General features: G+C 68.6%; 17 protein-coding genes and 1 other RNA gene. 12 read left to right on the top strand and 6 right to left on the bottom strand.

Features of this window, described 5'->3' with window-relative positions:
- The first annotated feature begins 43 nt into the window (after nucleotides 1-43).
- Nucleotides 44-367, top strand: coding sequence for an iron-sulfur cluster insertion protein ErpA (gene erpA / locus HS104_14810; GenBank protein ID MBE7481237.1), 324 nt, complete (start codon nucleotides 44-46; stop codon nucleotides 365-367).
- A gap of 251 nt (nucleotides 368-618) precedes the next feature.
- On the top strand, nucleotides 619-1,500 hold the full coding sequence (locus HS104_14815; GenBank protein MBE7481238.1) for an RNA polymerase factor sigma-32: 882 nt from the start codon (nucleotides 619-621) through the stop codon (nucleotides 1,498-1,500).
- Nucleotides 1,501-1,532: 32 nt separating this feature from the next.
- Here HS104_14815 and rnpB read toward each other — a convergent pair.
- From rnpB to HS104_14830, 3 genes are all read right to left on the bottom strand, one after another.
- An RNA gene (rnpB, locus tag HS104_14820) (RNase P RNA component class A) lies at nucleotides 1,533-1,902 on the bottom strand.
- Between the two features lie 344 nt (nucleotides 1,903-2,246).
- Complete coding sequence (locus tag HS104_14825; protein ID MBE7481239.1) at nucleotides 2,247-3,956, bottom strand: zinc-ribbon domain-containing protein; 1,710 nt, start codon at nucleotides 3,954-3,956, stop codon at nucleotides 2,247-2,249.
- A 69-nt stretch (nucleotides 3,957-4,025) separates the two neighbouring features.
- Nucleotides 4,026-5,519: a response regulator gene (locus tag HS104_14830; protein MBE7481240.1), complete on the bottom strand. Its 1,494-nt coding sequence runs from the start codon at nucleotides 5,517-5,519 to the stop codon at nucleotides 4,026-4,028.
- Nucleotides 5,520-5,798: 279 nt separating this feature from the next.
- Between HS104_14830 and HS104_14835 the strand changes: the two genes are divergently transcribed.
- Genes HS104_14835 through HS104_14850 form a run of 4 tightly spaced genes read left to right on the top strand, consistent with a single transcriptional unit; the run spans nucleotide 5,799 to nucleotide 11,329 of the window.
- Complete coding sequence (locus HS104_14835; GenBank protein MBE7481241.1) at nucleotides 5,799-7,112, top strand: sigma-54-dependent Fis family transcriptional regulator; 1,314 nt, start codon at nucleotides 5,799-5,801, stop codon at nucleotides 7,110-7,112.
- 25 nt (nucleotides 7,113-7,137) lie between these two features.
- Nucleotides 7,138-8,193 (top strand): tRNA preQ1(34) S-adenosylmethionine ribosyltransferase-isomerase QueA, encoded by a 1,056-nt coding sequence (gene queA, locus HS104_14840; protein ID MBE7481242.1) that lies wholly within the window; start codon nucleotides 7,138-7,140, stop codon nucleotides 8,191-8,193.
- Nucleotides 8,190-9,335 (top strand): tRNA guanosine(34) transglycosylase Tgt, encoded by a 1,146-nt coding sequence (gene tgt / locus HS104_14845; GenBank protein ID MBE7481243.1) that lies wholly within the window; start codon nucleotides 8,190-8,192, stop codon nucleotides 9,333-9,335. Before queA ends, tgt begins: the two co-directional genes overlap by 4 nt.
- The gene (locus HS104_14850) at nucleotides 9,332-11,329 is read left to right on the top strand and encodes a hypothetical protein (GenBank protein MBE7481244.1); all 1,998 of its coding nucleotides are present in this window, start codon (nucleotides 9,332-9,334) and stop codon (nucleotides 11,327-11,329) included. Before tgt ends, HS104_14850 begins: the two co-directional genes overlap by 4 nt.
- A 117-nt stretch (nucleotides 11,330-11,446) precedes the next feature.
- Here HS104_14850 and HS104_14855 read toward each other — a convergent pair whose 3' ends face one another.
- Nucleotides 11,447-12,412, bottom strand: coding sequence for a hypothetical protein (locus HS104_14855; protein ID MBE7481245.1), 966 nt, complete (start codon nucleotides 12,410-12,412; stop codon nucleotides 11,447-11,449).
- A gap of 50 nt (nucleotides 12,413-12,462) precedes the next feature.
- On the opposite strand from HS104_14855, the gene HS104_14860 reads away from it, so the two are divergent.
- On the top strand, nucleotides 12,463-13,653 hold the full coding sequence (locus HS104_14860) for a hypothetical protein (GenBank protein MBE7481246.1): 1,191 nt from the start codon (nucleotides 12,463-12,465) through the stop codon (nucleotides 13,651-13,653).
- Between the two features lie 238 nt (nucleotides 13,654-13,891).
- On the opposite strand, the gene HS104_14865 is transcribed toward HS104_14860, so the two are convergent.
- Nucleotides 13,892-15,433, bottom strand: a complete 1,542-nt coding sequence (locus tag HS104_14865) for a protein kinase (GenBank protein MBE7481247.1) — start codon at nucleotides 15,431-15,433, stop codon at nucleotides 13,892-13,894.
- 273 nt (nucleotides 15,434-15,706) lie between these two features.
- Here HS104_14865 and HS104_14870 point away from each other — a divergent pair, with 273 nt between their 5' ends.
- The 3 genes from HS104_14870 to HS104_14880 all read left to right on the top strand — a co-directional run bounded on the left by HS104_14870 (nucleotide 15,707) and on the right by HS104_14880 (nucleotide 19,231).
- Nucleotides 15,707-16,153, top strand: coding sequence for a hypothetical protein (locus HS104_14870; GenBank protein MBE7481248.1), 447 nt, complete (start codon nucleotides 15,707-15,709; stop codon nucleotides 16,151-16,153).
- Nucleotides 16,154-16,337: 184 nt separating this feature from the next.
- Nucleotides 16,338-18,209 carry a 2-oxoacid:acceptor oxidoreductase subunit alpha gene (locus tag HS104_14875; GenBank protein ID MBE7481249.1) on the top strand — a complete coding sequence of 624 codons (1,872 nt, stop codon included), beginning with the start codon at nucleotides 16,338-16,340 and terminating at the stop codon, nucleotides 18,207-18,209.
- A 2-nt stretch (nucleotides 18,210-18,211) separates the two neighbouring features.
- The gene (locus tag HS104_14880) at nucleotides 18,212-19,231 is read left to right on the top strand and encodes a 2-oxoacid:ferredoxin oxidoreductase subunit beta (GenBank protein ID MBE7481250.1); all 1,020 of its coding nucleotides are present in this window, start codon (nucleotides 18,212-18,214) and stop codon (nucleotides 19,229-19,231) included.
- Nucleotides 19,232-19,536: 305 nt separating this feature from the next.
- Here the strand turns inward: HS104_14880 and HS104_14885 are convergent, their stop codons facing one another.
- On the bottom strand, nucleotides 19,537-21,081 hold the full coding sequence (locus HS104_14885; GenBank protein MBE7481251.1) for a DUF2083 domain-containing protein: 1,545 nt from the start codon (nucleotides 21,079-21,081) through the stop codon (nucleotides 19,537-19,539).
- A gap of 177 nt (nucleotides 21,082-21,258) precedes the next feature.
- Between HS104_14885 and HS104_14890 the strand changes: the two genes are divergently transcribed.
- Entirely contained in the window at nucleotides 21,259-22,194 is a 936-nt protein-coding gene (locus tag HS104_14890; protein ID MBE7481252.1) for a 3-hydroxybutyryl-CoA dehydrogenase, read from the top strand.
- Nucleotides 22,195-22,253: 59 nt separating this feature from the next.
- Nucleotides 22,254-22,394 (top strand): hypothetical protein, encoded by a 141-nt coding sequence (locus HS104_14895; GenBank protein MBE7481253.1) that lies wholly within the window; start codon nucleotides 22,254-22,256, stop codon nucleotides 22,392-22,394.
- The last annotated feature ends 1 nt before the right edge of the window (nucleotide 22,395 follow it).

Raw genomic sequence — 22,395 nt, forward strand, 5'->3', positions numbered from 1 at the left:
GAGCGCGGGCTCGAGTCCCGCCCACCCGAGGTAGCGGAGCAACATGATCTCGATCACCAACCTGGCTGCAGAAAAGGTCAAAGAAATCGCGGTGGCAGAGGGCCTGAACGGTCAGGGCCTCCGGCTCCGGGTCATCGGCGGAGGCTGCGCCGGCTTCCAGTACGACCTGTACTTCGAGGACAAGCCCACCGACATGGATGAGCAATTCGAGTCCAACGGGGTGCTCCTTTACGTCGACCCTCTGAGCTACCAGTACCTGGACGGTACGGAGATCGACTACGTCGATGGCGTCCACGGCGCAGGCTTCAAGTTCGGAAATCCGAACGTGACCGGGTCTTGCGGCTGCGGCTCGTCGTTCAGCGCCTAGCCTGTCCACCCGTCGTCCAACGAGCGACGCCCGGCCCCCGTGGTCGGGCGTCTGCCTTTTGTGCTCCTGAATCCAGCCGGGTAACCCCCGCCGAAATCGGCCCGTAGTACCTCGCGAGCACTGGGAATTCTCGCCCCCGGTGCGTGTTGACAGAAAGTTACGTTACGTGATGTTGTCTTGGGCCGCCGGGGATGCACACCCTGGACGAACTTTCGACGGACCCTAGGCAAGACCTGAACGATCGAGGACTCATGGCCCGCGAAATCGACTCTTCCCTCTCCCGCTACATCACCCTGGTCCACCACTACCCCAAGCTCACCCGCGAAGAAGAGCTGGTGCTGGCGGAGCGCTGGGCGAAGCGGGCGGACCCCCAGGCGGCCGACGCGCTGATCCGGGCCCACCTGCGCTACGTGGTCGCCATTGCCCTCAAGTATCGCCGCTATGGCGTACCGCTCTCGGAGCTGATCGCGGAGGGCAACTTCGGCCTGGTCCACGCGCTGAAGAAGTTCGAGGCCAAGCGAGGAAACCGCTTCGTCACCTACGCGGCCTATTGGATCCGCGCCTACGTGCTCGGCTACGTCATCCGCTCCTGGAGCTTGGTCGGCGTCGGCTCCGGCGCGCTCCGCAGCAAGCTGTTCTTCAAGCTGCGCCGCGAGCGCACGCGCATCATGAACCTGATCGGCGACGAGGAGCGCGCCGACGTGATCCTGGCGGAGAAGTTCGGCGTGACCCCCACCCAGATCGGCGCCATGGTGCGCCGGCTGGAGACGCGCGACGTGTCGCTGGACGGCAAGGTCTTCGACGACTCGGCCACCACGCTGATGGACACGCTGGTCGCCGTGGACACGGATCAGGAAGACTCGCTCTCTGCGGACGAGAGCCGCGACGAAGTCAAGGTCGCGGTGCGGCGAGCCGTGCAGGACCTCGACGCTCGGGAGCGCTTCATCGTCGAGAAGCGCATGATGGCGGACGCCGAGGACGAGCTCTCGCTGGCGGAGATCGGCCGGCGCCTGGGCGTGTCCCGCGAGCGCGCCCGCCAGCTCGAGGAGCGGGCGAAGAAGAAGCTGCGGCACCGGATCGCCGAGATCTCGCGCGAGGCCGGCTCGCGCTTGGACCTGGATAGCGCCGCGTGAAAAAGCGCACGCCGGCGGTTTCCCGCCGGCGTGGTCCGAGTGGCTCGTAAGCCGGGTTCTGTGTGCCGGCGAAGTCGCCTTCGCGCAGCCCGACGATCATTCCTCTGGGACCCGCGTCGCCGCGGGCCTCGTGCGGCCTACCCCGGGGCTCGGGCGGGCAGCCCTCGAACGCCCCTGTACGTGGCCTTGCTCCGGATGGGGTTTGCCGTGCCGCGTCCGTTACCGGCCGCGCGGTGGGCTCTTACCCCACCGTTTCACCCTTACCCGGACCATGCCGGGCGGTTTGCTTCTCTGTGGCACTTTCCTCGAGGTCACCCTCACCGGGCGTTACCCGGCATCCTGCCCTGCGGAGCCCGGACTTTCCTCCCGAGCCGAAGCCCGAGCGATCGTCTGTTCCACTCTGACGGGGCGGAACATAACACACGCGGCCCCCAGCGGTAGCTCGCACCCGCTCACCGGCGGAATTGCGCAACGACGCCACGACGCCACGAAGAACGAGATTCTCTCCTCGGCCGGAGGCCGAGCCCCGCCACCACGCCTCGGGGCTTGGCAAGATCAGATCACGATCCGCCAAAATGAGCGGAGTGAGAACACCGGCCGGGACCGGCGCCGGCTGTTCGGCCCGTGGGAAGCGTCGCGAGGCGGTGCGGTGGTCATCGACGAGGAGAACAAGCCCCGGAACCGGCGCCGGCCGTTTCACCCGTGGGCACTGACGCCAGGCGCGGCGGAGATCATCGGCAGAGAAGTCATTGAGCCGCGAACACGAACGGCACGTTCACCGTCGTCGTGCCGCTCGAGGCCGGGAACTGCCAGGCCTTCACCCGCGCGGCGATGCAGCTCGCGAGGCCCGGGTAGCCCTTGGGATCGCCGCTCGTGGACACGCTCTGCACGCTGCCGCTCGGGCTCACCACTATGGCGACGTTGACGCGCGCCGAGGTCGGGGCGTCCTTGGAGCGCGCGTCGAGCGCAGGCTGCCAGCAGCTACGCTTCACGCTGCTGGTGTACTTGCTCACGGTCTTCTGGATCTCGCCCGAGTCGAGGGGCTGCCCGCCGCCGCCGCCCGTGCTGCCGGTCGAGCCGGGGCCGCCGGTGGGGCCGCCACCTTGGAGCCCCTGTAGGCCGGCCAGGCCGGTGAGCGGCTTCTCCTCGGGTTTCTCGCCCGCGGTCTTGCCGGTGCCCGCGGCCGCCGTCCCGCCCGTGCGCACCGTCTTGCCGCCGCCAGCGTCGATCTCGACTTCGACCTCGCCGACCGGCGTCGCGGCGGCGCCGGTGCTCGCTCCTGGTGTCTCCCCTGGCTTCGCGGGCACCTCGACGTATTTCACCACCGGCTCCGGCGGCTTCTTGCTGAACATCACGAAGCCGATGGTCAGCCCGAGCATCAGCGCCACGCCCACCGCGACCCACGCGAACGCCGCCGAGCTACGCTTCGGCGGCGCGAAGATGACGCTCTCGGACTCCACCGGAGGCCGCTGGCTCACCGGTGCGCCAACCAGCCCGAGCGGCAGCTGGTTCATCGCCGGAGCGCCAGCCGAACCGAACGCCTCCGGCACGGGCTGCGACGGGCGCAGCATCTCCTGGAATGGATCCTGCGCGACGACCGGGGTTCCGCCCGGCAGCGCGAAGGGGTCGTAGACCTCGGGCCGCGGTGCGGCGGGTGGCACCACCTGAGCCGCCGGCGGAGAGCTGAGCGGGGTCAGCGAGGCGCGCGCGCTCGAGAAGCCCTCCTCGACGATCGCCACCAGCTCCGGGAAATTGGCGAGCGGTAGCCATTGCTCGAAGCCCTCGCGCCAGACCAGCGATTCGCCGGAGATGGCACCCGAAGCCGCCTTCGAGCGCAGCTCGCTCAGCCGGATTGGACCCACCGGCACCCCGTTGATGCCCACGTACCACTCGTCGGTGGCCGCCAGCGACGCGGCGAGCGCGCTCGACTCCGGCCCGGCCACGCTCTCCGCGAACGCCGACGAGAGCGCCCCGACCCCCGCGATCACGGTGCGCTCGTCGTCGTCTCGATGCACGGGCGGCGCCTCGACCTTGAAGGCGTGGTGGTGCGACGACGAGCCGTTGCCGTTCTTCGGAGAGTGCGGCTGCGGCGGCCGAGGGACCGCTGGCTCGACGCCCGCCGTGCCCTGCGCGGAGAAGCGACCCGGCGGCGTGACCGGCGCGGCGCCGGGTCGTGCACGGGGTGGCGGCCGCGGTGGTGGCCCCGGCTGCGAGGTGCGTGCTCCGGGCTCGCGCCAGCCCGGTCCAGCGCGGGGAGCCACATGCTCGGCGCTCTGTCCGGAGTCGGGGGGCGGCGGCATGCTCGACAGCTTGCGTGACACCGAACCGTCGGTGACGGCCTTCCCGATGCTGATGAGGTACCCGCACTTGCGGCACTTCATCCGCACCGACCGGCCGGCGACTTTGTCATCGGCGATCTGGTACTTCGCCTTGCAGGACGGACAGAGGAACTTCATGGGGGGCCGCCGACCGGCCTCAGGTGGTGGACAGGATAGCGCGGGCCTCCTTGGGGCGCGAAAGCTCTTTCACAAGAGATTCAGCAGGTGTTGCTTGATGGTCATCCGGGTGGGCTCGTCCGGCGCCAGCTTCAAGGCCCGCTCCCACATTTCCGCGGCTTTGTTCCGGAACCCGGCCTTCTGGTAGAGGATGGCCAGGTTCTTCACCGCGGGAAAATGCCGGGCGTTGATGTCCACCGCCGTCTCGAGCTCGCCAATCGCCTCGTAGACCTGGCCTTGCTTGCCGTAGAGCAAGCCCAGGTGGAAATGCAGGCGATAGGCCAGCGGGTCGATGCCCAGCCCCTGGCGGAGGTGCTCGATCGCGGCCTCGACCTGGCCCGCCTGGTAGGCGCGGACCCCGGCCTCCAGGCAGCGCTCGGCGTCCTCCGAGGTTGCCTCCCGGCGCTCCTCCCGCGCCGGAGCGTGCTGCGCCAGCGCGACCTCCACGCCGCGCAGCACGTCGGCGATGCGGAAGGGCTTCTCCAGGTAGAAATCGACGCCGCAGCTCTGCTTCAGGTCTTCGGCATATCGCCAGCCCCGGTAGACGGCGCTGATCATGATGATGGGGATGTGCCCGTAGCGCGCGCTGCCCTTGATGCGGCGAGCGATGTCGAAGCCGTGCACCTCGGGCAGCATCGCGTCCAAGATGATCAGATCCGGCGACTGCTCCTTGACCAGACGCAGCGCCAATAGGCCGCGGTCGGCCTCGAGCACGCGGTAGCCGTGGCTCGAGAGCAGGCGCTTGAGCATCTTGCGGATGTCCGCCTCGTCGTCGATGACCAGCACCGTCTTGGCCCCGGGCGACGCCTGCGCCGGCGAAGAGTCCGGAACCTCCTGTGGCAGCATGGCCATCACGCTGAGATCCGGGTTGGTCTCACCGAAGTCCGTGTCCTCGATCTCGTCGCCGCGCGAGATACGGCCCACCTGATCGTCCACCACCACGCCGGGCGCGGTGAGCGGAGAGAAGGTCTCGTCGGGCGGCGGTATGCTGGCAGCATCGGGCGGAATGCTCCCCGCCTGCTCGGCGCTCTCGATGCCGTACTTCTTCAGCACCTCCGCCGGGCAGCGGGGGCCGATGTAGTACGCCTCGCCGCGCGCCTTGCGCGTGTAGGCTTCCTGAATCGCCTTGCCGAGCGCAGTCTCGAGCGCGACGTAGGGGTAGGCCTTCTTGCCGGTCACGAACTCGAGCTCGTCGAGCACGGTCCGCTCCCGCGGGTTGGCCATCGCGATGAACAGCCGATCCTCGCGCACGAGCACGGGCAGGATCAGGTGCTTCTCGGCGATCTCGCGGGGCAAGAGCTCCAGGTCCTCGAGGCGCATGCAGATCTGCCCGAGGTCGATCCCGGGGATGCCATGCTGCTCGCTCAGCGCCTTGAGCGCGGCGACGTCGCTGATGGTGCCCGACTCGATCAGACGCGACGCCAGCCGTCCCCCGCCCTCGTGCAGGGCCTTTTCCAGCTGCTCGGCCGTCAGCGCCCGCTGCTGCAGCAGGATCCGCCCGATCTGCTTCTTGCCCTGGCTCATCCGCGACCCGGCATTTTATGCCACCAATCGCTGCCGAACACTAAGACCTGAATTCCTGGCCACCCCCCGGCGAGGCGGCTAGCCTGTCGGTCGGACCGAGCGAGCTCGGGACGAGCGCCGCGTCGGGGGCAACCGCGCGGGGCAGGGTCTGAGGCAGTGGCAACAGGGACATCACGCGAGGCGACCAGCACCGGTGCCGGAAAGAGCAGCCGCGAACGCGCTGGCGGCCAGCTCGAAGAGCGCCCGGGCAAGATCTTGGTCGTCGACGACCAGCGCAACATGCGCACCACGCTGGCGATGATGCTGCGCGGTGGCGGGTACGAGGTCGACGAGGCCAGTGACGGTGGGCAAGGGCGCGAGCTCGGCTCGACGGGCGCGTACGACGTGGTGATCACCGACCTGCGCATGGGTGAGCTGGACGGCATCGAGGTGCTCCGGGCCATCAAGGAAGCCCAGCCGATGACCGAGGTCATCGTGATGACGGCGTACGGCACCATCGAGAGCGCCGTCGAAGCCATGCGCCTCGGCGCCTTCGACTACATCCAGAAGCCGTTCGGCGAGCAGGAGCTGATCGTAAAGGTCTCGAAGGCGCTCGAGAGCCGGCGCCTACACGGACAGGTCCAGCTGTTCGCGCAGGAGTTCAAGGAGCGCTACCACTTCGAGAACATCATCGGCCGCTCGCAGGCCATTCGCGACGTGATGACTCGGGTCACGAAGATCGCGCCGACCGACGCCATCGTCCTGATCACGGGCGAGAGCGGCACCGGCAAGGAGCTGGTGGCGCGGGCGGTGCACGCGAACAGCAAGCGGGCCGACCGACCCTTCGTCACCGTCAACTGCGCCGCCATCACCGAGACGTTGCTCGAGAGCGAGCTCTTCGGTCATGCTCGCGGGGCGTTCACCGGCGCGGCCAACGCGCGCAAGGGTCTGTTCGAAGAGGCGGACGGCGGCACGTTCTTCTTCGACGAAATCGCCGAGACCACCCTGGCCTTCCAGGCCAAGCTCCTGCGCGCGCTGCAGGAGGGCGAGATCCGCCGCATCGGCGAGAACCGCCCGATCAAGGTCGACCTGCGGGTGATCGCCGCGACCAACATCGACCTGGCCAGCGCGGTCGAGGAGCGCCGCTTCCGGCAGGATCTCTACTACCGCCTGAACGTCGCACGTTTTCACCTGCCTCCCTTGCGCAACCGGCGCGAGGACGTGCCGCTCTTGTGCGAGTTCTTCCTCGACAAGTACACGCGCAAGATGAACAAGCGCGCGCAGCTCGGCGAAGGAGTGATGGAGCAACTGGTCAGCTACGACTATCCGGGCAACGTGCGCGAGCTCGAGAACATGGTCGAGCAGGCCGTCGCCCTGGCCTCGGGCGGCATCATCACGGTGGACGACATCATGCCGCAGTCCCCCAAGAAGCAGGCGCGAGCCAGCGGCCAGACGCTCGCGGACATCGTCGACGAAGCCGAACGAGAAGCCGTGCTGCAGGCGCTGCGCGCCGCCGACGGCAGCCGCGAACGCGCCGCGGTGGCGCTCGACATCAGCCCGACCACGCTGTGGCGCAAGATGACCCGGCTCGGCATCACCTACGACACCAAGTGAGCCGACGCGCTCCTGATCACGACCCGTGCGCACCGCGCTCCTGGACTACGAGCTGCCGGAAGAGCTCATCGCCGTGCGCCCGCCCGCGGAGCGGGACAGCGGTCGGCTGCTCGTCGTGGACGGCGAAGACCTGCGCCACCAGGCGCTCGCCGAGCTCCCAGACCTCGTGCCCGCCGGTGCGCTGCTGGTGCTGAACGACACCCGGGTATTTCGCGCGCGCCTCGTGGGCACGCGCCCGGGCGGCGGGCGCGCCGAGCTCCTGTTGCTGCGACGGCGGAGCGATCCGGGCCCTGTCGAGACCTGGACCGCCCTCGGCAAGCCGCAGAAGCGCCTGCGCCAAGGCGCCCTGCTCGCGTTCGGGGAGCTCAGCGCGCGGGTCCTCTCCCACCTCCCGGACGCCGAGCTCGAGCTCGAGCTCACGGCGCCCGAGTCGGTCGAGCTGTCTCTGGAGCGCGTCGGCCGGATCCCGATCCCACCCTACCTCGGTCGCGAAGACGAGCCCGCCGACGCGGTTCGCTACCAGACCGTGTTCGCGCGTGAGACGGGGTCGGTGGCGGCGCCCACCGCCGGCCTGCACCTGACGCCCGAGCTCTTGTCGCGCATCCAGGCCCGGGGCGTGGAGCTCGCGCACGTCACCTTGCACGTGGGTCCGGGCACCTTCAAGCCAGTGAGCGTCGACGACCTCGCCGACCACGCCATGCACGCCGAGGAGGTGCAGGTCTCCCCTGCGGTGGTCGGCGCGGTGGAGCGCGCGCGGGCCCGCAGGGCACCGGTCGTGGCCATCGGAACCACGGTGGTGCGCGCGCTCGAGAGCGCGAAGGACCCGGAGCGCCCAGGACGAGTGCGCGCGCTGTCGGGCGACACCCGGCTGCTCATCCAGCCCGGCTACCGCTTCGGCGTGGTGGACGCGCTGCTCACCAACTTCCACATGCCGAGGAGCACCCTGCTGGCGCTGGTCGCCGCCTTCGCCGGCCTCGACGCCACGCTGGCGGCGTATCGCGAAGCCGTCTCGCAGCGCTACCGGTTCCTGTCGTACGGTGACGCGATGTGGATCCCACGCCGCTCGGAGCGCGACGCATGAGCGCGCCCATCCGCTTCGAGCTCGAGCGGACCGACGGCAACGCGCGGGCCGGCACCCTGCACACGCGCCACGGGCCGGTGCCGACCCCAGCGTTCATGCCCGTCGGCACGCAAGCCAGCGTCAAGGCGCTCTCCCCCGACGAGGTCGCCGCGACCGGCGCGCGCTTGACCATCATGAACACCTACCACCTGTGGCTACGCCCCGGTCCCGAAGTGGTCGCGGCGCACGGCGGGCTGCACGGGTTCTCGCGCTGGCCCCACGCCATCGCCACCGACTCCGGCGGCTTCCAGGCCTTCTCCCTGGCCGCCCGCGTGAAGCTCGGCGAGGACGGCTTCGAGTTCTCGTCTCACCTGGACGGCGCTCGCAAGCTGCTCTCCCCGGAGGAGAGCATGCGCGTGCAGGGGCTGCTCGGCTCGGACATCGCGATGCAGCTCGACGTGTGCCCGCCCGGCGGCTCGCCGAGACCCGAGCTCCTCCGGGCCGTGGAGCGCACGACGCGCTGGGCCGAGCGCTGTCTCGCTGCCCGCGCGCCCGAGCAAGCGCTGTTCGGCATCGTGCAAGGAGGCACCGACGTCGAGCTGCGCCTCGAGCACGCCGAGGCATTGGCCAAGCTCCCCCTCGACGGGCTCGCTCTCGGCGGCTTCAGCGTGGGCGAGCCGCCGGCGGAGATGCACCGGGCGCTCTGCCAGGTCGCCCCGCGGCTCGACCCGACGCGCCCCCACTACTTGATGGGCGTGGGCACGCCGCTCGACTTGGTGATCGCCATCGGCGCCGGCGTGGACGTGTTCGACTGCGTGATGCCGACGCGCAACGCGCGCAACGGTCAAGCCTTCGTCGGCGGCGGCAAGATCGTGATCAAACAGGCCCAGTACCGCCTGGACACGCGACCGCTCGACGAGAGCTGCCCCTGCCCGACCTGCCGCGGCGGCTTCAGCCGGGCCTACCTCCGGCACCTGTACCTGGCGGGAGAGATCCTGGTGCACCGCCTGCTGACGCTGCACAACCTCTGCTTCTACGAGTCGCTCGTGGCCGAGGCCCGCTCGGCCATCGTCGAGCAGCGCTTCGAGCGCTTCGCCGCCGAGCGGCTCGCCGTGTTCCGGCTTGCCGGCGCGGCACGGACCGGGGAACATCCGGGACCATGAGGCGCTTCTTCCCTTTCGCGATCGTGCTCGCGGCTCTCGGTTCCACGGCCTGCGGCGGCGACGACGAGCCGGCGGGGACGTCGGCGCTGCAAGTGCCGGACGACGGGCTCTCGGCCAACTGCCACCCGTTTCGCGCCGCCGGCACCTGCGGCGTGCCTTTCCCGTCGAGCGTCTGGCTCGAGGACGACGCTAGCACCGAGACCGGAAAGCGACAGGCCCTGCCCGTCGAGCTGATCGACGCCGCCGCCAAGTCGAAGACGCCGTTCGAGCCGGCGCGCTTCAATCAACGCGACGGGTTCTCGTCCGCGACGCCCATCGTCGTCTACTTCCCCGAGCGCCTCGACGGCAGCACGCTTTCGTCGCAAAAGAACTTCGACGCGAGCCTCTCTCCCGCGAGCGCGACCTTGATCTTGGACATGGAGAGCGGCGAGCTCGTCGCGCACATGGCGGAGCTCGATCTGTCGGCGGACATCGCCGAGACCGATCGGCAACCGCTGATGCTCCGCCCCGCCAAGCACCTTCGGCCGAATCGCCGCTACGCGGTCGCCATCACGAAGAGCCTGAAGACTCTGACGGGAGAGACACCGGAGACGCCACTGGGCTTCGCGAGCGCGCTCCGCGGCGGCAAGAGCAGCGACCCGCTGGCGAAGAAGGCGCTCGACGCGCTGCCGGACGTCCTCGGGGCGCTCGCCAAGGCCGGGGTCCCGAAGAGCGATCTCTTGCTCGCCTGGGATTTCCACACCGCGAGCCTGGCCGAGAGCACCAAACGCGTGCTCTCGATGCGCGATCAGGCCTTGGCCAAGGTCGGCGCCGAGGGCATGGGGTTCACCATCGCCTCGGTCGAGGACGCGCCCAATGCTGAGATCCACAAGCGCCTCCGCGGCACGTTCAAGGTGCCTAGCTTCCTGTCCAGTGACGATCGCAAGGTCGCCGAGACGGAGCTCGTCCTCGACGCGAGCGGCATGCCCGAGTACCAGCGCGACGCGGACTACCCCTTCGAGCTGGTCATTCCCACGAACGCCGTCGACAAGGGGCCGTTCCCGCTCTTGGTCTACGGCCACGGCTTGCTCGGGGCCGCCGACCAGGTGTCGAGCGGTCACGTACGACAGTTCTGCAACGACAAGGGCTACGTGTGCGTCGGCACGGACTGGATCGGCCTGTCCGTGGCCGAGACCGCCGACATCGGGCAGAGCGCCGCGGCCGTGAAGGCCATCGAAGATCTGAACCGGCTGCCCTGGGTCACCGATCGGCTGCAGCAGAGCCTGGTGAACTTCATGGCCCTGACCCGCGTGGCCAAGGCCATCGCCAAAGACCCGAAGTCCCTGCTCCCGAACGGCAAGAGCGCCATCGCCGACGGCGGCACACCCGTCTACTACGGCATCTCGCAGGGCGGGATCATGGGCATGAGCCTGCTCGCCTACTCCCCGGACATCGAGCGCGGCGTGCTCCAGGTCGGCGGCTCCGCGTACTCGCTGATGATCCAGCGCAGCACCAACTGGAACGAGTTCTTCCCGGCCATCCGCAACGCCTACCCCGATCGCGTGACGCAGCAGCTCTTGATGGCGCTCTGGCAGCCGCTGTTCGACGACTCCGAGGGCTCGGGCACGGCCTGGGCGCAGGGCGTGCACCCGCCTCTGCCCGGCACCAAGGCCAAGCACGCGCTGATGCAGATTGCAGTCGGGGATTCGCAGGTCGCGAACCTCGCCGCCGAGATCCAGGCCCGCACGGCGGGGCTCCCCCTGCTCACGCCGAGCGCGCGTCAGGTCTGGGGCCTCGAGGCGACCAGCGGGGGGACCGACAACGCCATCGCGTTCTGGGACCTGGTGCGCGAGCCGCCGCCGGAGACGAACGCGACGCCCGCGGAGGACAACGACGTGCATGGCGACATCCGCAAGCACCCGCTGAACCAAGAGCAGACGGACGTGTTCCTGAAGACGGGCAAGGCCGAGAACCCCTGCGGGGGGCCGTGCAGCTTCCCGGGCTTCGCGCCCTGACAGCCTGGCAAGAGAGTTGCGCCACGACGCAGCGACGCCACGACGGACGAAGAAGCTCTCGTCCCCAGAAGAACGAGAACGTCGTGGCGTTCGTGGCGTCGTGGCGCAGCTCTGGGGTCAGAAACGGCCCGCGCCGACCAGGACGCCGCCGTCTTTCAGCGGGGCGACACCGAAGCTGGGCAAGCGCGCGGTCTGGGCGCTCTTCTCGGCGGGCACCTTCCGGCCCAGGTCCTTGATCAAGAAGAACGTCCCCAGCCCCGCCGACACGCCCGCCACGCCGATGGCGATGTTCGTGTAGAGCTTGTTTTGGCCGAAGCGGTCGTACTCTTCGCGCGTCGGCTTCTCGTCGAACTTCTTCTCGGCGTCGTTCACTTGCAGCCCGAAATAGACCGCGCCGCCGGCGGCGACGGCGGTCAGACCGAACAAGATGAGCGTCGGCGCCCGCACGCCGCCGGACTTGGTCGGTCCAGTATCCGCGGTGGGCGGGCCGTCGGGCTCGGGCTCCGGATTCTTTCCGGTCGGCTCGGGCTCCTTGTCCGCGCTGGGCTTCAGCGTCGCGAGATCCACCGTGCGCGACGCGCCGGCCGCGAGCTCGACCTTGCGCTCCTTGGCGCCGTCCACGTCGACCAGGGTCACCAGGTGCTCGCCCGGCGTCACGTACACGCGATCGCCGCCCACGAACTCGTCCTGGTCCACCCGCGCACGCTCGGCCGGCTCTCCTTGCAGCTCGATGATCCCGAGCTTGGGCGTGAGCTTCGCCAGGCGCTCGGTGGCGTCGGCGCGATCCTGCTCGCCGGACTGCTCGAGCTTCAGCACGCGCTGGAAGGTGCGCGCGGCCAGGGCGATGTCCCCGGATTTTTCCCAGGCGTCCCCCGCGTTGATCAGCGCAAAAGGATGGGGCTTGAGCCGGAATGCCTCCTCGAAGGCCTTGGCAGCTTCGACGAAGCGGCCGGATTGGAACGCCTTCTGCCCGGCGTTGAAGAAGCGCCGCGCCTCGTCCTTGCCGCCCTTTTGCCCGAAGGCGGGCGACGCCAGGAGCAGGCTCGAGCAGAGGACGAGGGCCAGGCGGACGGGGTGCTTCACCTGCGATGGATCTCCGTGGCCAATGCTATCATGTTTCGTCGAAGAGCCGCATGTCTCCCCCTTCCCTGCGTCGCGCCCTCCTCCTCGCCCTCGGGGCAATCATCTCGGCGGGGTGCCTGAAGACGCTCGACGAGTCCTTGATCGACGCGACGGGCGGCAGCGACGGCGGCGGCAGCGGCGGCGGCGGCAGCGGCAGCAGCGGCGGCAGCGGCGGCAGCGGCGGCAGCACCGGCGGCAGCGGCGGCTCCCAGCCGGACGCTTCCGACGCCAGCGACGGCTCCGGCGGTGGCGGCATCGTCCCCTACGACGCCAAGAAGTACCCCGTCAGCAACATCGGCAGCGGCACCGCTCCGGTGATCATCGCTGCCGACGACCAGAGCGTGTTCCGGGCCACCAAGAACAAAGTCGACTCGGTGGTCGTCAGCCAACCCACCGCGGGCGGGTCCGGCACCGCCATGCCAGCGGTCGAGAAGCCGCAGGCCCTCGCCGCCGGGGCGCAGTATCTGTTCGTCGCAGGGGGACGCAACACGCTCGACGAGGGCAGCATCACTCGCCTGCCCAAGGCCGGCGGTCCGAAGGAAAACGTGCCCGTCTCGACCGCCATCGGCGTGGCAAGCGGCATCGTCCTCGGTCCCGACGGTTTCGCCTACGTCTCGGTCGCCGCCGTCGCCGCTGGCAGCGCCGCCCTGCTCAGGTTCGACGTCGCGGGGACCACGACCGAACCACTCTACACCACCACCTCGGGCAACGAGACCGGTGGCGATCTCGCGGTCCAAGGCGGCTGCGTCTACTGGATCAGCAACGGCGCCGTCTGGATCACCACGAGCTCGGGCGGAGCACGACTCTCCGCGCTGTCCAGCCAAGTCAGCGACGCGGTCGGGGTCACGACCGACGCGACCAGCTTCTACTTCACCCGCGCGAGCGGCAGCGTGTGGCGACGCACGCTGTCGTCGACGGCGTGCGACGGCGGCGGACCCGCGGAGGTCGAGCTCACGAGCGGGTTCACGGCCATCGGCGACGTGATCAGCTACGACGGCAACATCGCGTTCTCGGCGATGGGCGACAAGGCGCAGGCGTATGCAGGGGGCGGTGTGTTCGCGCTGCCGGCCGGCGGAGGCCAGGTGACGCAGATCGCGCCTTCGGAGCTCGGCCCCCTCGACATCGATCAGAGTGGCTCGTTCGTGGTCTACGCGACCGACGTCGGCCCGGTGCGCAAGGTGCCGAAGACGCCCCAGGGCTAGGGGGCGTCCCTGCTTCGGTGTGCGACCGAGCGGGTCGATACGCGCCGCTCGGCGGTCCGCCGAGCCCTGGAATCACCTGAACGGTCTGGTCATGATCAGACCTCGATCCGCCACTGGGGCGTGAGTGCGAATACCGGCCGGGGCCGGGGCCGGCTGTTTCGACAGTCCGCGAACGTCGCGTGGCGTTCGCTGCGGTCAGCGGAGCGGGAATCAGGGACACCCCCCTTGGGCGCCCCCGTCACTCGTACGGATTCTTGCGCGGTGGAGCCACCGTGGTCGGCGGCGTGGGCCCGGCTGGCGGCGCGGCCGTCTCCTTGGGCTTCGGCCAGGGCCCGCGGGACCCGCCCGGCGGCGGCTTCGACGTCGGCGCGGCGCCCAGCGAATCCACGGGTACCGCCGGGATGCCGTCGTCCTTCTTCGGCGGCGCGCTGACCTCCTCCGAGGTCTCCGCCGGCTTCGCCTCCGTCGGCGTGGATTGCAGGTTGACGACGGTGGTCTTGCGGTGCGGTCCGTAGAGCAGGAACAACACCGCGGCCAGCGCCACGGCGAGCCCCAGCACTCCGATGATCAGGCCGAGCATTCCCCCGCGCTTCACCACCACTGTCGAGCCGGTCTGACTCGGGTCCACCGGGTAGCCGACCTGCGAGAGCGCGCTCGGCCGCGAGGCGTCGTACGGAGCAGGGGGCTCGACGCTGGGCCGCGGATGGCTCACGCCGCTGGGCGTCGGCGCGCTCGGGGGTCCGATGGCGCTGATGCCGCTCGCGGTGCCGCTGGTGATGGCGCTCACGCCGGTCACGCTGACGGGCTCGGCCGGCGAAGGCAGGTACGGGACTTCGCTGGTCTGGGGCCCCACCCCCGCCGGCGCGTCGAGCTGCCGCAGGACGGAGCGGATGGCCTTGCGGCGCTGTTCGATGCGCTCGCCGAGCACCTTCTTGAGCAGGTTGGCGATGCCGGCGCGCGGAACGACGATGCGCTCCGCCTTCAGGTAGGCGTCGAGGGCGCGCTGGAACTCCTCGGCGGTCTGGAAACGCTTGGCCGGATCGCGCTGCAGCGCCTTCTGCACGATTTCCTCGAGCGCGGCCGGGTAGCTCGGGTCGATGGCGGTGGGCTTGGGGATCTTGCCGGAGACCACCATGTGCAGCGTCTCGGCGTCGTGCTCGCCGCGGAACAGCCGACGGCCGGTGGTGAGCTCGAACAGCACGATTCCGAGCGCGAACACGTCGCTGCGCCGATCGACCTTCTTGGCCATCGCCTGCTCGGGGGACATGTAGCCGAACTTGCCCTTGAGCTGACCGGCGCTGGTCACCTCGCTCAGCCGCCCCATCGCCTTGGCCACGCCGAAGTCGACCAGCTTCACCGCGCCATCGACACCGATCAGGATGTTGTGCGGCGACACGTCGCGGTGCACGACGTTCATCGGGTTGCCACCGTCGTCCTTGAGCTCGTGCGCGGCGTGCAGGCCAGCAGCGGCGTCGGCGATGATGCGCACCGCCATCTCCGGCGGAATGGGCCGGCGCTTGCCGGCTTCGGCGATGATCGCGTGCAGCGAGTCGCCTTCGACCCACTCCATGGCGATGTAGCCGATGCCTTCGTGCTCGGCGGACTCGTAGACGTCGACGACGTTCGGGTGGCGGATCATGCGAATGATCCGGCCCTCGTCCACGAACATCTTCGAGAACTCCTGGTCCGTCGCCAGATCCGCCAGGATGGCCTTGATTGCCACCAGGCGCTGGGCGGCGGGATCCGCCGCGCTCTCCCGCGCGACCCAGACCGTCGCCATGCCGCCGCGACCTATGCGCAGGAGCAGCTGGTACTTCCCCAGACGCGATCCGCGCTGTAGGTCTTCAGGCACTGGTTTGGCGAGTTCGACGGACTGCAACGTTCGCTCCGGAGGTGGTCCTCGGAACCGGCGTGCGCGGAAGTTGGGGTTCTCTGCTCCTCGGCGAAGTCTAGCTGATTTCGACCCAATCCGGTCCTTTCCGACCGGGGCAGAACCACGCCGCTTCGCCTACATTGGCTCGGGGAGCCGGCTGGTGGTAAAGGCGCAAGCCCCATGCCCCACCTGAAGGAGCTCGCCCAAGAGGGCGGCAAGCGTGCCGAGGTCGTCGCTGACGCCTGTAAAGTCCTGGATCTCGAGGTCGCCGACAAGTCCGGCCTGTCGGGGATGGCGATCAAGGCGGGGTACCGGCTGATCCAGGGCGTGAAGCCCGGGTTCGTGCCCCACGTCGTGGACGACCTGCTCGACGACTTCTTGGATGCCCTCGACCCGATCTACCAAGAGGCCGTTTCGTCAGGGAAAAAGCCCAGCGACCACCTGAAGGCCAATAGCCCCCGGATGGCCGACGCCTTGCTGGCGATCACCGACCGCCGCGCCGAGAAGGCGCAGCGGGCGGCCATCAAGGGCATGTACGACAAGCTGCGCCCGACCGCGAAGAAGCACGTCGAGGCCGCCGCGCCACGCCTGGCCGACCTGCTGCAGAAGCACGCCCCCGCGAACTGACGCAGCAGCTTCCTCCAAGCGTGGGGATTTCCGGCGCGAAAAGCCGCGCTTCACTTGACAAGACCGCGCCATCGGAGCAAGTGACGCCGGTGTCAGTCGGCCGGCGTGCGATGTCCCTGGCTGCCGGCGGCGTGACCCGTCGCGCCGCTCCCTGAGCGGGTGAGAGAAAGCGAGTACGACCAGGATGGTACAAGAGGCACACCCCGTGTCGGAGGGCTCCACTGAGCACAAGGCGAAGACCCTGCGAGGCGCAGTGGTTCGTTTCGCCGGCGACTCCGGCGACGGCATGCAGGTCACGGGCTCTCAGTTCACGGTGGCTGCAGCGTTGGCCGGTAACGACCTCGCCACGTTCCCCGACTACCCCGCTGAGATCCGCGCGCCCGCCGGCACCACCTACGGCGTGTCGGGCTTCCAGATCAACTTCGCAGCGCAAGACGTGTTCACCCCGGGGGACGCGCCGGACGTGCTGGTGGCGATGAACCCGGCGGCGCTGAAGACCAACATCAAGGATCTGAAGCGCGGCGGCTTGCTCATCGTCAACAGCGGCGCCTTCACGCCTCAGAACTTGAAGAAGGCGGGCTACGACGTGAACCCGCTCGAGACGGGTGTACTGGACGGGTACAGCGTGCTCGCCATCGACATCTCGAAGAACACGCTGAGCGCGGTGAAAGAGACCGGCATCAGCACCAAGGAAGCGAACCGCTGCAAGAACTTCTGGACCCTCGGCCTGATGTTCTGGATCTACGGCCGCGAGCTCGAGTCCACCACGAAGTGGATCGAGAGCAAGTTCAAGAAGGAGCCCGCCATCGCCCAGGCGAACATCCTGGCGCTCAAGGGCGGCTGGGCCTACGGCGACACGGCCGAGGTCTCCCACTTCCGCTACGAGGTCCCCGCGGCGCCGGTCGCCAAGGGTCTGTACCGAAACATCGGCGGCAACCAGGCGACGGCGCTGGGCATCGTGGCGGCAGCGCAGCTGAGCGGGGTCCCGGTGGTGTTCGGTGCGTATCCCATCACGCCGGCCAGCGACATCCTCCACGACCTGGCGCGCTACAAGGCCTACGGCATCGCCACCGTGCAGGCGGAGGACGAGATTGCCGCCGTGTGCGTCTCCATCGGCGCCTCTTACGCCGGCAGCATCGGTATCACGGCGTCCAGCGGCCCAGGCATCGCGCTCAAGACGGAGGCGCTGGGCCTCGCCATCAGCACCGAGCTGCCGCTGGTGATCATCAACGTGCAGCGCGGCGGTCCGAGCACCGGGCTCCCCACCAAGACCGAGCAGGCGGACTTGCTCCAGGCCGTCTACGGCCGCAACGGCGAAGCGCCCGTGGCAGTGGTCGCGGCCGCCACTCCGGGCGACTGCTTCCACATGACGCTCGAAGCGATTCGCCTCGCGGTCAAGTACATGACCCCCGTGATGCTGCTGACGGACGGCTACTTGGCGAACGGCGCGGAGCCTTGGCGCGTGCCAAACGTCGCCGACCTGCCCAAGATCGACGCCAACTTCCGCAAGGACCCGCAGGGCTTCCACCCCTTCCTGCGCAACCCCGAGACGCTGGCCCGTCCGTGGGCCATCCCCGGGACGCCAGGCCTCATGCACCGCATCGGCGGCATCGAGAAAGACTTCAACTCTGGGCACATCTCCTACGACCCGGACAACCACGAGAAGATGAGCAAGACGCGCGCGGCCAAGATCGCGGGCATCGCCAACGACATCCCCGAGCAGAAGATCGAGGTCGGCAACGACAGCGGCAAGCTCCTGGTGTTGGGCTGGGGCTCCACCTACGGCGCCATCCGCGAGGCGGTGCAGCGCAGCCGCGACCGCGGCCTCGACGTCTCCCACGCCCACGTGAAGTACCTGAACCCGTTCCCGCGGAACCTCGGTGAGCTGCTGAAGCGCTTCGAGCGCGTGCTGATCCCCGAGATGAACCTGGGCCAGCTGGTGAAGATCGTTCGCAGCGAATTTCTGGTCCCGGCCGAGAGCTTCCCCAAGATCAAGGGGCAACCGTTCAAGATCGACGAGATCGAAGACAAGATCCGTCAGGTGATGGAGAGCTGAGCATGTCGAACATCGTCCAAGCCCCCAAGCTCACCAAGAAGGACTTCGAGTCCGACCAAGACGTCCGCTGGTGCCCCGGCTGCGGCGACTACTCCATCCTGGCCAACGTCCAAAAGATGATGCCGGACCTCGGCGTCGCGCCGGAGAACGTGGTCTGGGTGAGCGGCATCGGCTGCTCCAGCCGGTTTCCCTATTACATGAACACCTACGGGTTCCACACCATCCACGGCCGCGCACCGGCCGTCGCAATGGGCATCAAGATGGCAAACCCGGAGCTCAGCGTGTGGTTGGTCACCGGCGACGGCGACGGCCTGTCGATCGGCGGCAATCACCTGATGCACGCCCTCAGGCGCAACCTGGACATCAAGGTCCTGTTGTTCAACAACCGCATCTACGGCCTGACCAAGGGGCAGTACTCCCCGACCAGCGAGCTCGGGAAGACCACCAAGAGCACGCCCGCCGGCGTCCCGGACTACCCGGTGGACCCGGCGTCGTTCGCCATCGGTTGCTCCGCGACGTTCGTCGCCCGCACGGTGGACACAGACGGCAAGCACATGAACGAGATGCTGCTCCGCGCGGCCAAGCACACGGGCACCGCTTTCATGGAGATCTACCAGAACTGCGTCGTGTTCAACGACGCGGCCTTCGACGCCTTCACCGCCAAGGACAAGAAAGACGAGCACCAGCTGCGGGCCGAGCACGGCAAGCCGCTCTTGTTCGGCGCCCAGAAGAACAAGGGGCTGCGCATCGACCCGCGCACGCTGGGACTGGAGGTGGCGACCATCGGCGAGAACGGCGTCACGGAGAAGGACATCCTGATCCACGACGAGACGAACTCGACCTTGGCCTACATGCTGGCGCGCATGCCCTTCCCGGAGTTCCCCGTGGCGGTGGGCGTGCTCTACGCCAAGCAGCGTCCGAGCTACGCGCGGATGGTGCACGAGCAGATCGCCGCGGCCAAGGCCAAGACCCCGGTGGACCTCCAGCAGCTGCTCGCGTCCGGCAACACCTGGACGGTCTGAGGTCCGACTGGCAGAAGAAATGCGCCACGGACGCCACGGCGCCACGGAAAGAGCGCCAAGTTCGCCACGCAGAAATTCACACATTCAGAGACTCGAAGATTGAGAAGTCTCTGACTTGGCGAGCTTGGCGTCTTGGCGGTTTTCTGAAGGTCGAGGCGACCACGGGCGAGATGCGAGCACTGGTCAGGGCGCATCCGGGTTTGACACCAAGATCTTCTCTTCTTCTTTCGTGGCGTCCGTGGCGTCCCTCTTCAGGGACTTCCAAGGGTCGTCGTGGCGTTCGCGCCGCAACTTCTCGTGCCGGACTACCTCCGGCCCCGAGCTCCGTCTCGTTCCAGGATCGGCGAGAAGAAGTTGTCCTTCTTCACGTACGGATCCGGGCTGAACGCGAACTTGTAGCTGGGCGCCGCCCGCTGGCTGCAGTCGGTCCGCTCGCAGAAGCGGCAGGTGACGCCCACCGGCACGCCGATGCGCGCGGCGCGATCCGGGCTCCAGCGCGGCTGGTCGTCGGCGTAGGCAAGGTGCTGGGCGTCGTCGGCGTGGGTGCCGAGACCGATCGAGTACACCGTACCCTTGACCAACGAGCCCCGGAGCGGCTGGCTCGTGATCTTGGCGAAGCAGAAGTACGCGCTGCCGTCCGGCATCACGCTGAACTGCTTCGTGATCTGACTCGGCGTCAGGAACGCCGTGTGCGCCACCCACTTCGGACAGGAGCCGAGGCCGATGGGGAACGTGAGCCCCGTCGCGGAGTAACGCTTGGAGATGTTGCCGGCCACGTCCACCCGCATGAAGTGCACCGGCACGCCGCGCCGGCGCGGGTCCCCCAGGTTCGTCAGGCGATGGGCGGCGGCTTCGTAGCTCATCTCGAACAGATCGGCGAGGCGCTCCACGTCGTAGCGCGTCGCCTGCGCGTCGCGGAAGAACTCGTCGTAGGGCATCAGCAGTGCGCCGGCGAAGTAGTTCGCCAGGTGCACCTTGAGCAAGGTCTTGGTCTCGGCGTGGCGCGCCCGGTGTGAGGCCACGATGGTCTGGAAGATCCCGCGCTCGTCGAGCAGCTTCAGGCCGATCACGTGTGCCAGGTCGAACTTCTTCCGAGCTTCGCTCAGCTCGGGGGAGACCTCCAGCGAGCTTCGCTCCGGATCGTAGCGACGCACTACGCTGCCATCGCGCCTCTCCGGCGTGCTCTCGACGGCGACGCCCAGCGCGGCGAGCGCGGCCACCAGCTGATCGCTCACGATGCGGCGTTCCAGGCCCAGCTGGCGGCGAAGCGCCTGCGCGGCATCCTCGATGACCGGGTAGTAGTTCCGGCTGGCTTGGACGAAGTCGGCCACCTCATCGAGGGGTGAGTAGTCGAAGCGCAGCGTACCGTCGGTGATCTCCATCGTCGGCCGGCCGCTGAGCGATGCCCGAGCCTTGCGTCCCGCCTCCGCCTCCGACAGGTGCTGCAGCAAGTTGTCGAGCTGCGTTCGGGTGTTCTTGTACAGGTTGAAGAGCGCTGCGATGGTCGTCGCGGCGCGGGGTTCGGCGCTCAGATTGCTGAGCGCGTCGCGATCGAGATCGAGCGAGCGCAAGAGCGGCTCGTCGATCAGCTGGGCGAGGTTGGCCTCGACCGGCTGCTCGCCCAGACTGGAGATGAACGGCTCGGGATCGACCTCCAGGAGCTCGAGCGCCCGCCAGAGCACTGGCAGCTGCACGGTGCGCCGGCCCTTCTCGATCAGGTTCAGGTAGGCCGCGCTGATGCCGAGGCGCCGCGCCAGCTCGGCTTGGGTGTGCCCGCGCTCGAGCCGGAGCTCGCGGAGGCGGCGACCGATGCTGGCGTTCAGGGTCGGCTCGGGGGGCGATAGCGGCATGGCGTTGACAAGAAGTTTACAAGTCAATGACTTGGAACGATTTGTAAATGCTTGGCACTGAAATAAGTCTCTTCTATTCGGGCACTTGCGAGTTGACACTCGTCATCCAGGTGCTTACAACACGATGCGTTACCCGAAGACTGTAAATCGGGGCCACCGCCCCGCTCGGAGGCCGCCATGACGAACCAAATCCGCTCTGTGGCAATCGTGGGCTGTGGGTTGATGGGAACCGGCATCGTGGAGGCCTGTGCCGTCGCGGGCCTCCGCACGCTGGGCATCAAGGTGACACCCGGCGACACCGAGCCGGTGCGCCGCCGCATCGTCGGCTCGATGAACAAGGCGGTCGAGCGGGGCAAGCTCGCTGCCGAGGTCCGCGATCGCGCGCTCGAGCTGTTCAGCATCGGCGCGGACCTGTCGGCCGTCGCTGACGCCGACCTGGTGATCGAGTCGGCCGCCGAGAGCCTGCCGGCCAAGCAAGATCTGCTTCGCCGCATCAGCGCCCTGGCCAAGGCCGACGCGGTGGTCGCCTCGAACACGTCGTCCTTGCGCCTCTCCACCTTGGCCGAGGCCCTGGCGGCGCCCAGCCGCTTCGTGGGCTTGCACTTCTTCAGCCCGGCAAACGTGATGAAGCTGGTCGAGATCGGCGCCGTCGCCAGCACCACGCCCGCCGTCGCCGCGAGCGTGCGAGCCTTCTGCCTCGACATCGGGAAGGTGCCCGTCGAGCTCGGCGACCACCCCGGCTACGTCGTGAACCGGCTGCTGGTGCCTTACATCCTGCACGCCATCGAGACGCTGGAGCAGGGCGTCGCTACCCCCGAGGGCATCGACACCGCGATGAAGCTCGGCTGCGGTCACCCCCTCGGACCGCTGGCGCTGGCCGATCTGATCGGCCTGGATGTCGTCTTCGCCATGTCCAGGAGCCTGCAGGAAGAGCTGAGAGACCCGCGCTACCGCTGCCCGCCGCTGCTCCGGCGGCTGGTGATGGCCGGGAGCCTGGGCAAGAAGACGGGTGCCGGCTTCTACCGCTACGGCGGGGACTCCCCGGTGCCCAACCCGGCGGTGTTCGACTTCAGCCGGCCCAGCCTGCCCGCGGTGTCGAATCCGGCGGCCTGAGCCGGGCCCGCCCTTTTGGGTGGCAACACCCCGGGTTTCGGACTAATCACTGCGCCGCCATGGGTACACCGCAAGATCCGCGCGCCCGCCGCCGTCAGAAGCAGCGCCGCGCCAAGAAGAACGTCGAGTGGGAGCTGAAGCGCGCCGCCGAGCACGCCGAGGCGGCCAAGCCGAAGGCCCCGCCCAAGAAGACGACCTGAG

The organism is Polyangiaceae bacterium (genome assembly GCA_015075635.1).
Classification (GTDB): Bacteria; Myxococcota_A; Polyangia; order Polyangiales; family Polyangiaceae; genus JADJKB01.

Bases quoted from the DNA above. Each gene is read 5' to 3' on its own strand.
- HS104_14835 (MBE7481241.1), top strand. From the start codon at position 5,799: ATGCGCACCACGCTGGCGATGATGCTGCGCGGTGGCGGGTACGAGGTC.
- HS104_14875 (MBE7481249.1), top strand. From the start codon at position 16,338: ATGGTACAAGAGGCACACCCCGTGTCGGAGGGCTCCACTGAGCACAAG.
- tgt (MBE7481243.1), top strand. From the start codon at position 8,190: ATGAGCGCGCCCATCCGCTTCGAGCTCGAGCGGACCGACGGCAACGCG.
- HS104_14830 (MBE7481240.1), bottom strand. From the start codon at position 5,519: ATGAGCCAGGGCAAGAAGCAGATCGGGCGGATCCTGCTGCAGCAGCGG.
- HS104_14825 (MBE7481239.1), bottom strand. From the start codon at position 3,956: ATGAAGTTCCTCTGTCCGTCCTGCAAGGCGAAGTACCAGATCGCCGAT.
- HS104_14895 (MBE7481253.1), top strand. From the start codon at position 22,254: ATGGGTACACCGCAAGATCCGCGCGCCCGCCGCCGTCAGAAGCAGCGC.
- HS104_14890 (MBE7481252.1), top strand. From the start codon at position 21,259: ATGACGAACCAAATCCGCTCTGTGGCAATCGTGGGCTGTGGGTTGATG.
- HS104_14885 (MBE7481251.1), bottom strand. From the start codon at position 21,081: ATGCCGCTATCGCCCCCCGAGCCGACCCTGAACGCCAGCATCGGTCGC.
- HS104_14865 (MBE7481247.1), bottom strand. From the start codon at position 15,433: ATGGCGACGGTCTGGGTCGCGCGGGAGAGCGCGGCGGATCCCGCCGCC.
- HS104_14850 (MBE7481244.1), top strand. From the start codon at position 9,332: ATGAGGCGCTTCTTCCCTTTCGCGATCGTGCTCGCGGCTCTCGGTTCC.
- HS104_14880 (MBE7481250.1), top strand. From the start codon at position 18,212: ATGTCGAACATCGTCCAAGCCCCCAAGCTCACCAAGAAGGACTTCGAG.
- HS104_14870 (MBE7481248.1), top strand. From the start codon at position 15,707: ATGCCCCACCTGAAGGAGCTCGCCCAAGAGGGCGGCAAGCGTGCCGAG.
- HS104_14860 (MBE7481246.1), top strand. From the start codon at position 12,463: ATGTCTCCCCCTTCCCTGCGTCGCGCCCTCCTCCTCGCCCTCGGGGCA.
- erpA (MBE7481237.1), top strand. From the start codon at position 44: ATGATCTCGATCACCAACCTGGCTGCAGAAAAGGTCAAAGAAATCGCG.
- HS104_14815 (MBE7481238.1), top strand. From the start codon at position 619: ATGGCCCGCGAAATCGACTCTTCCCTCTCCCGCTACATCACCCTGGTC.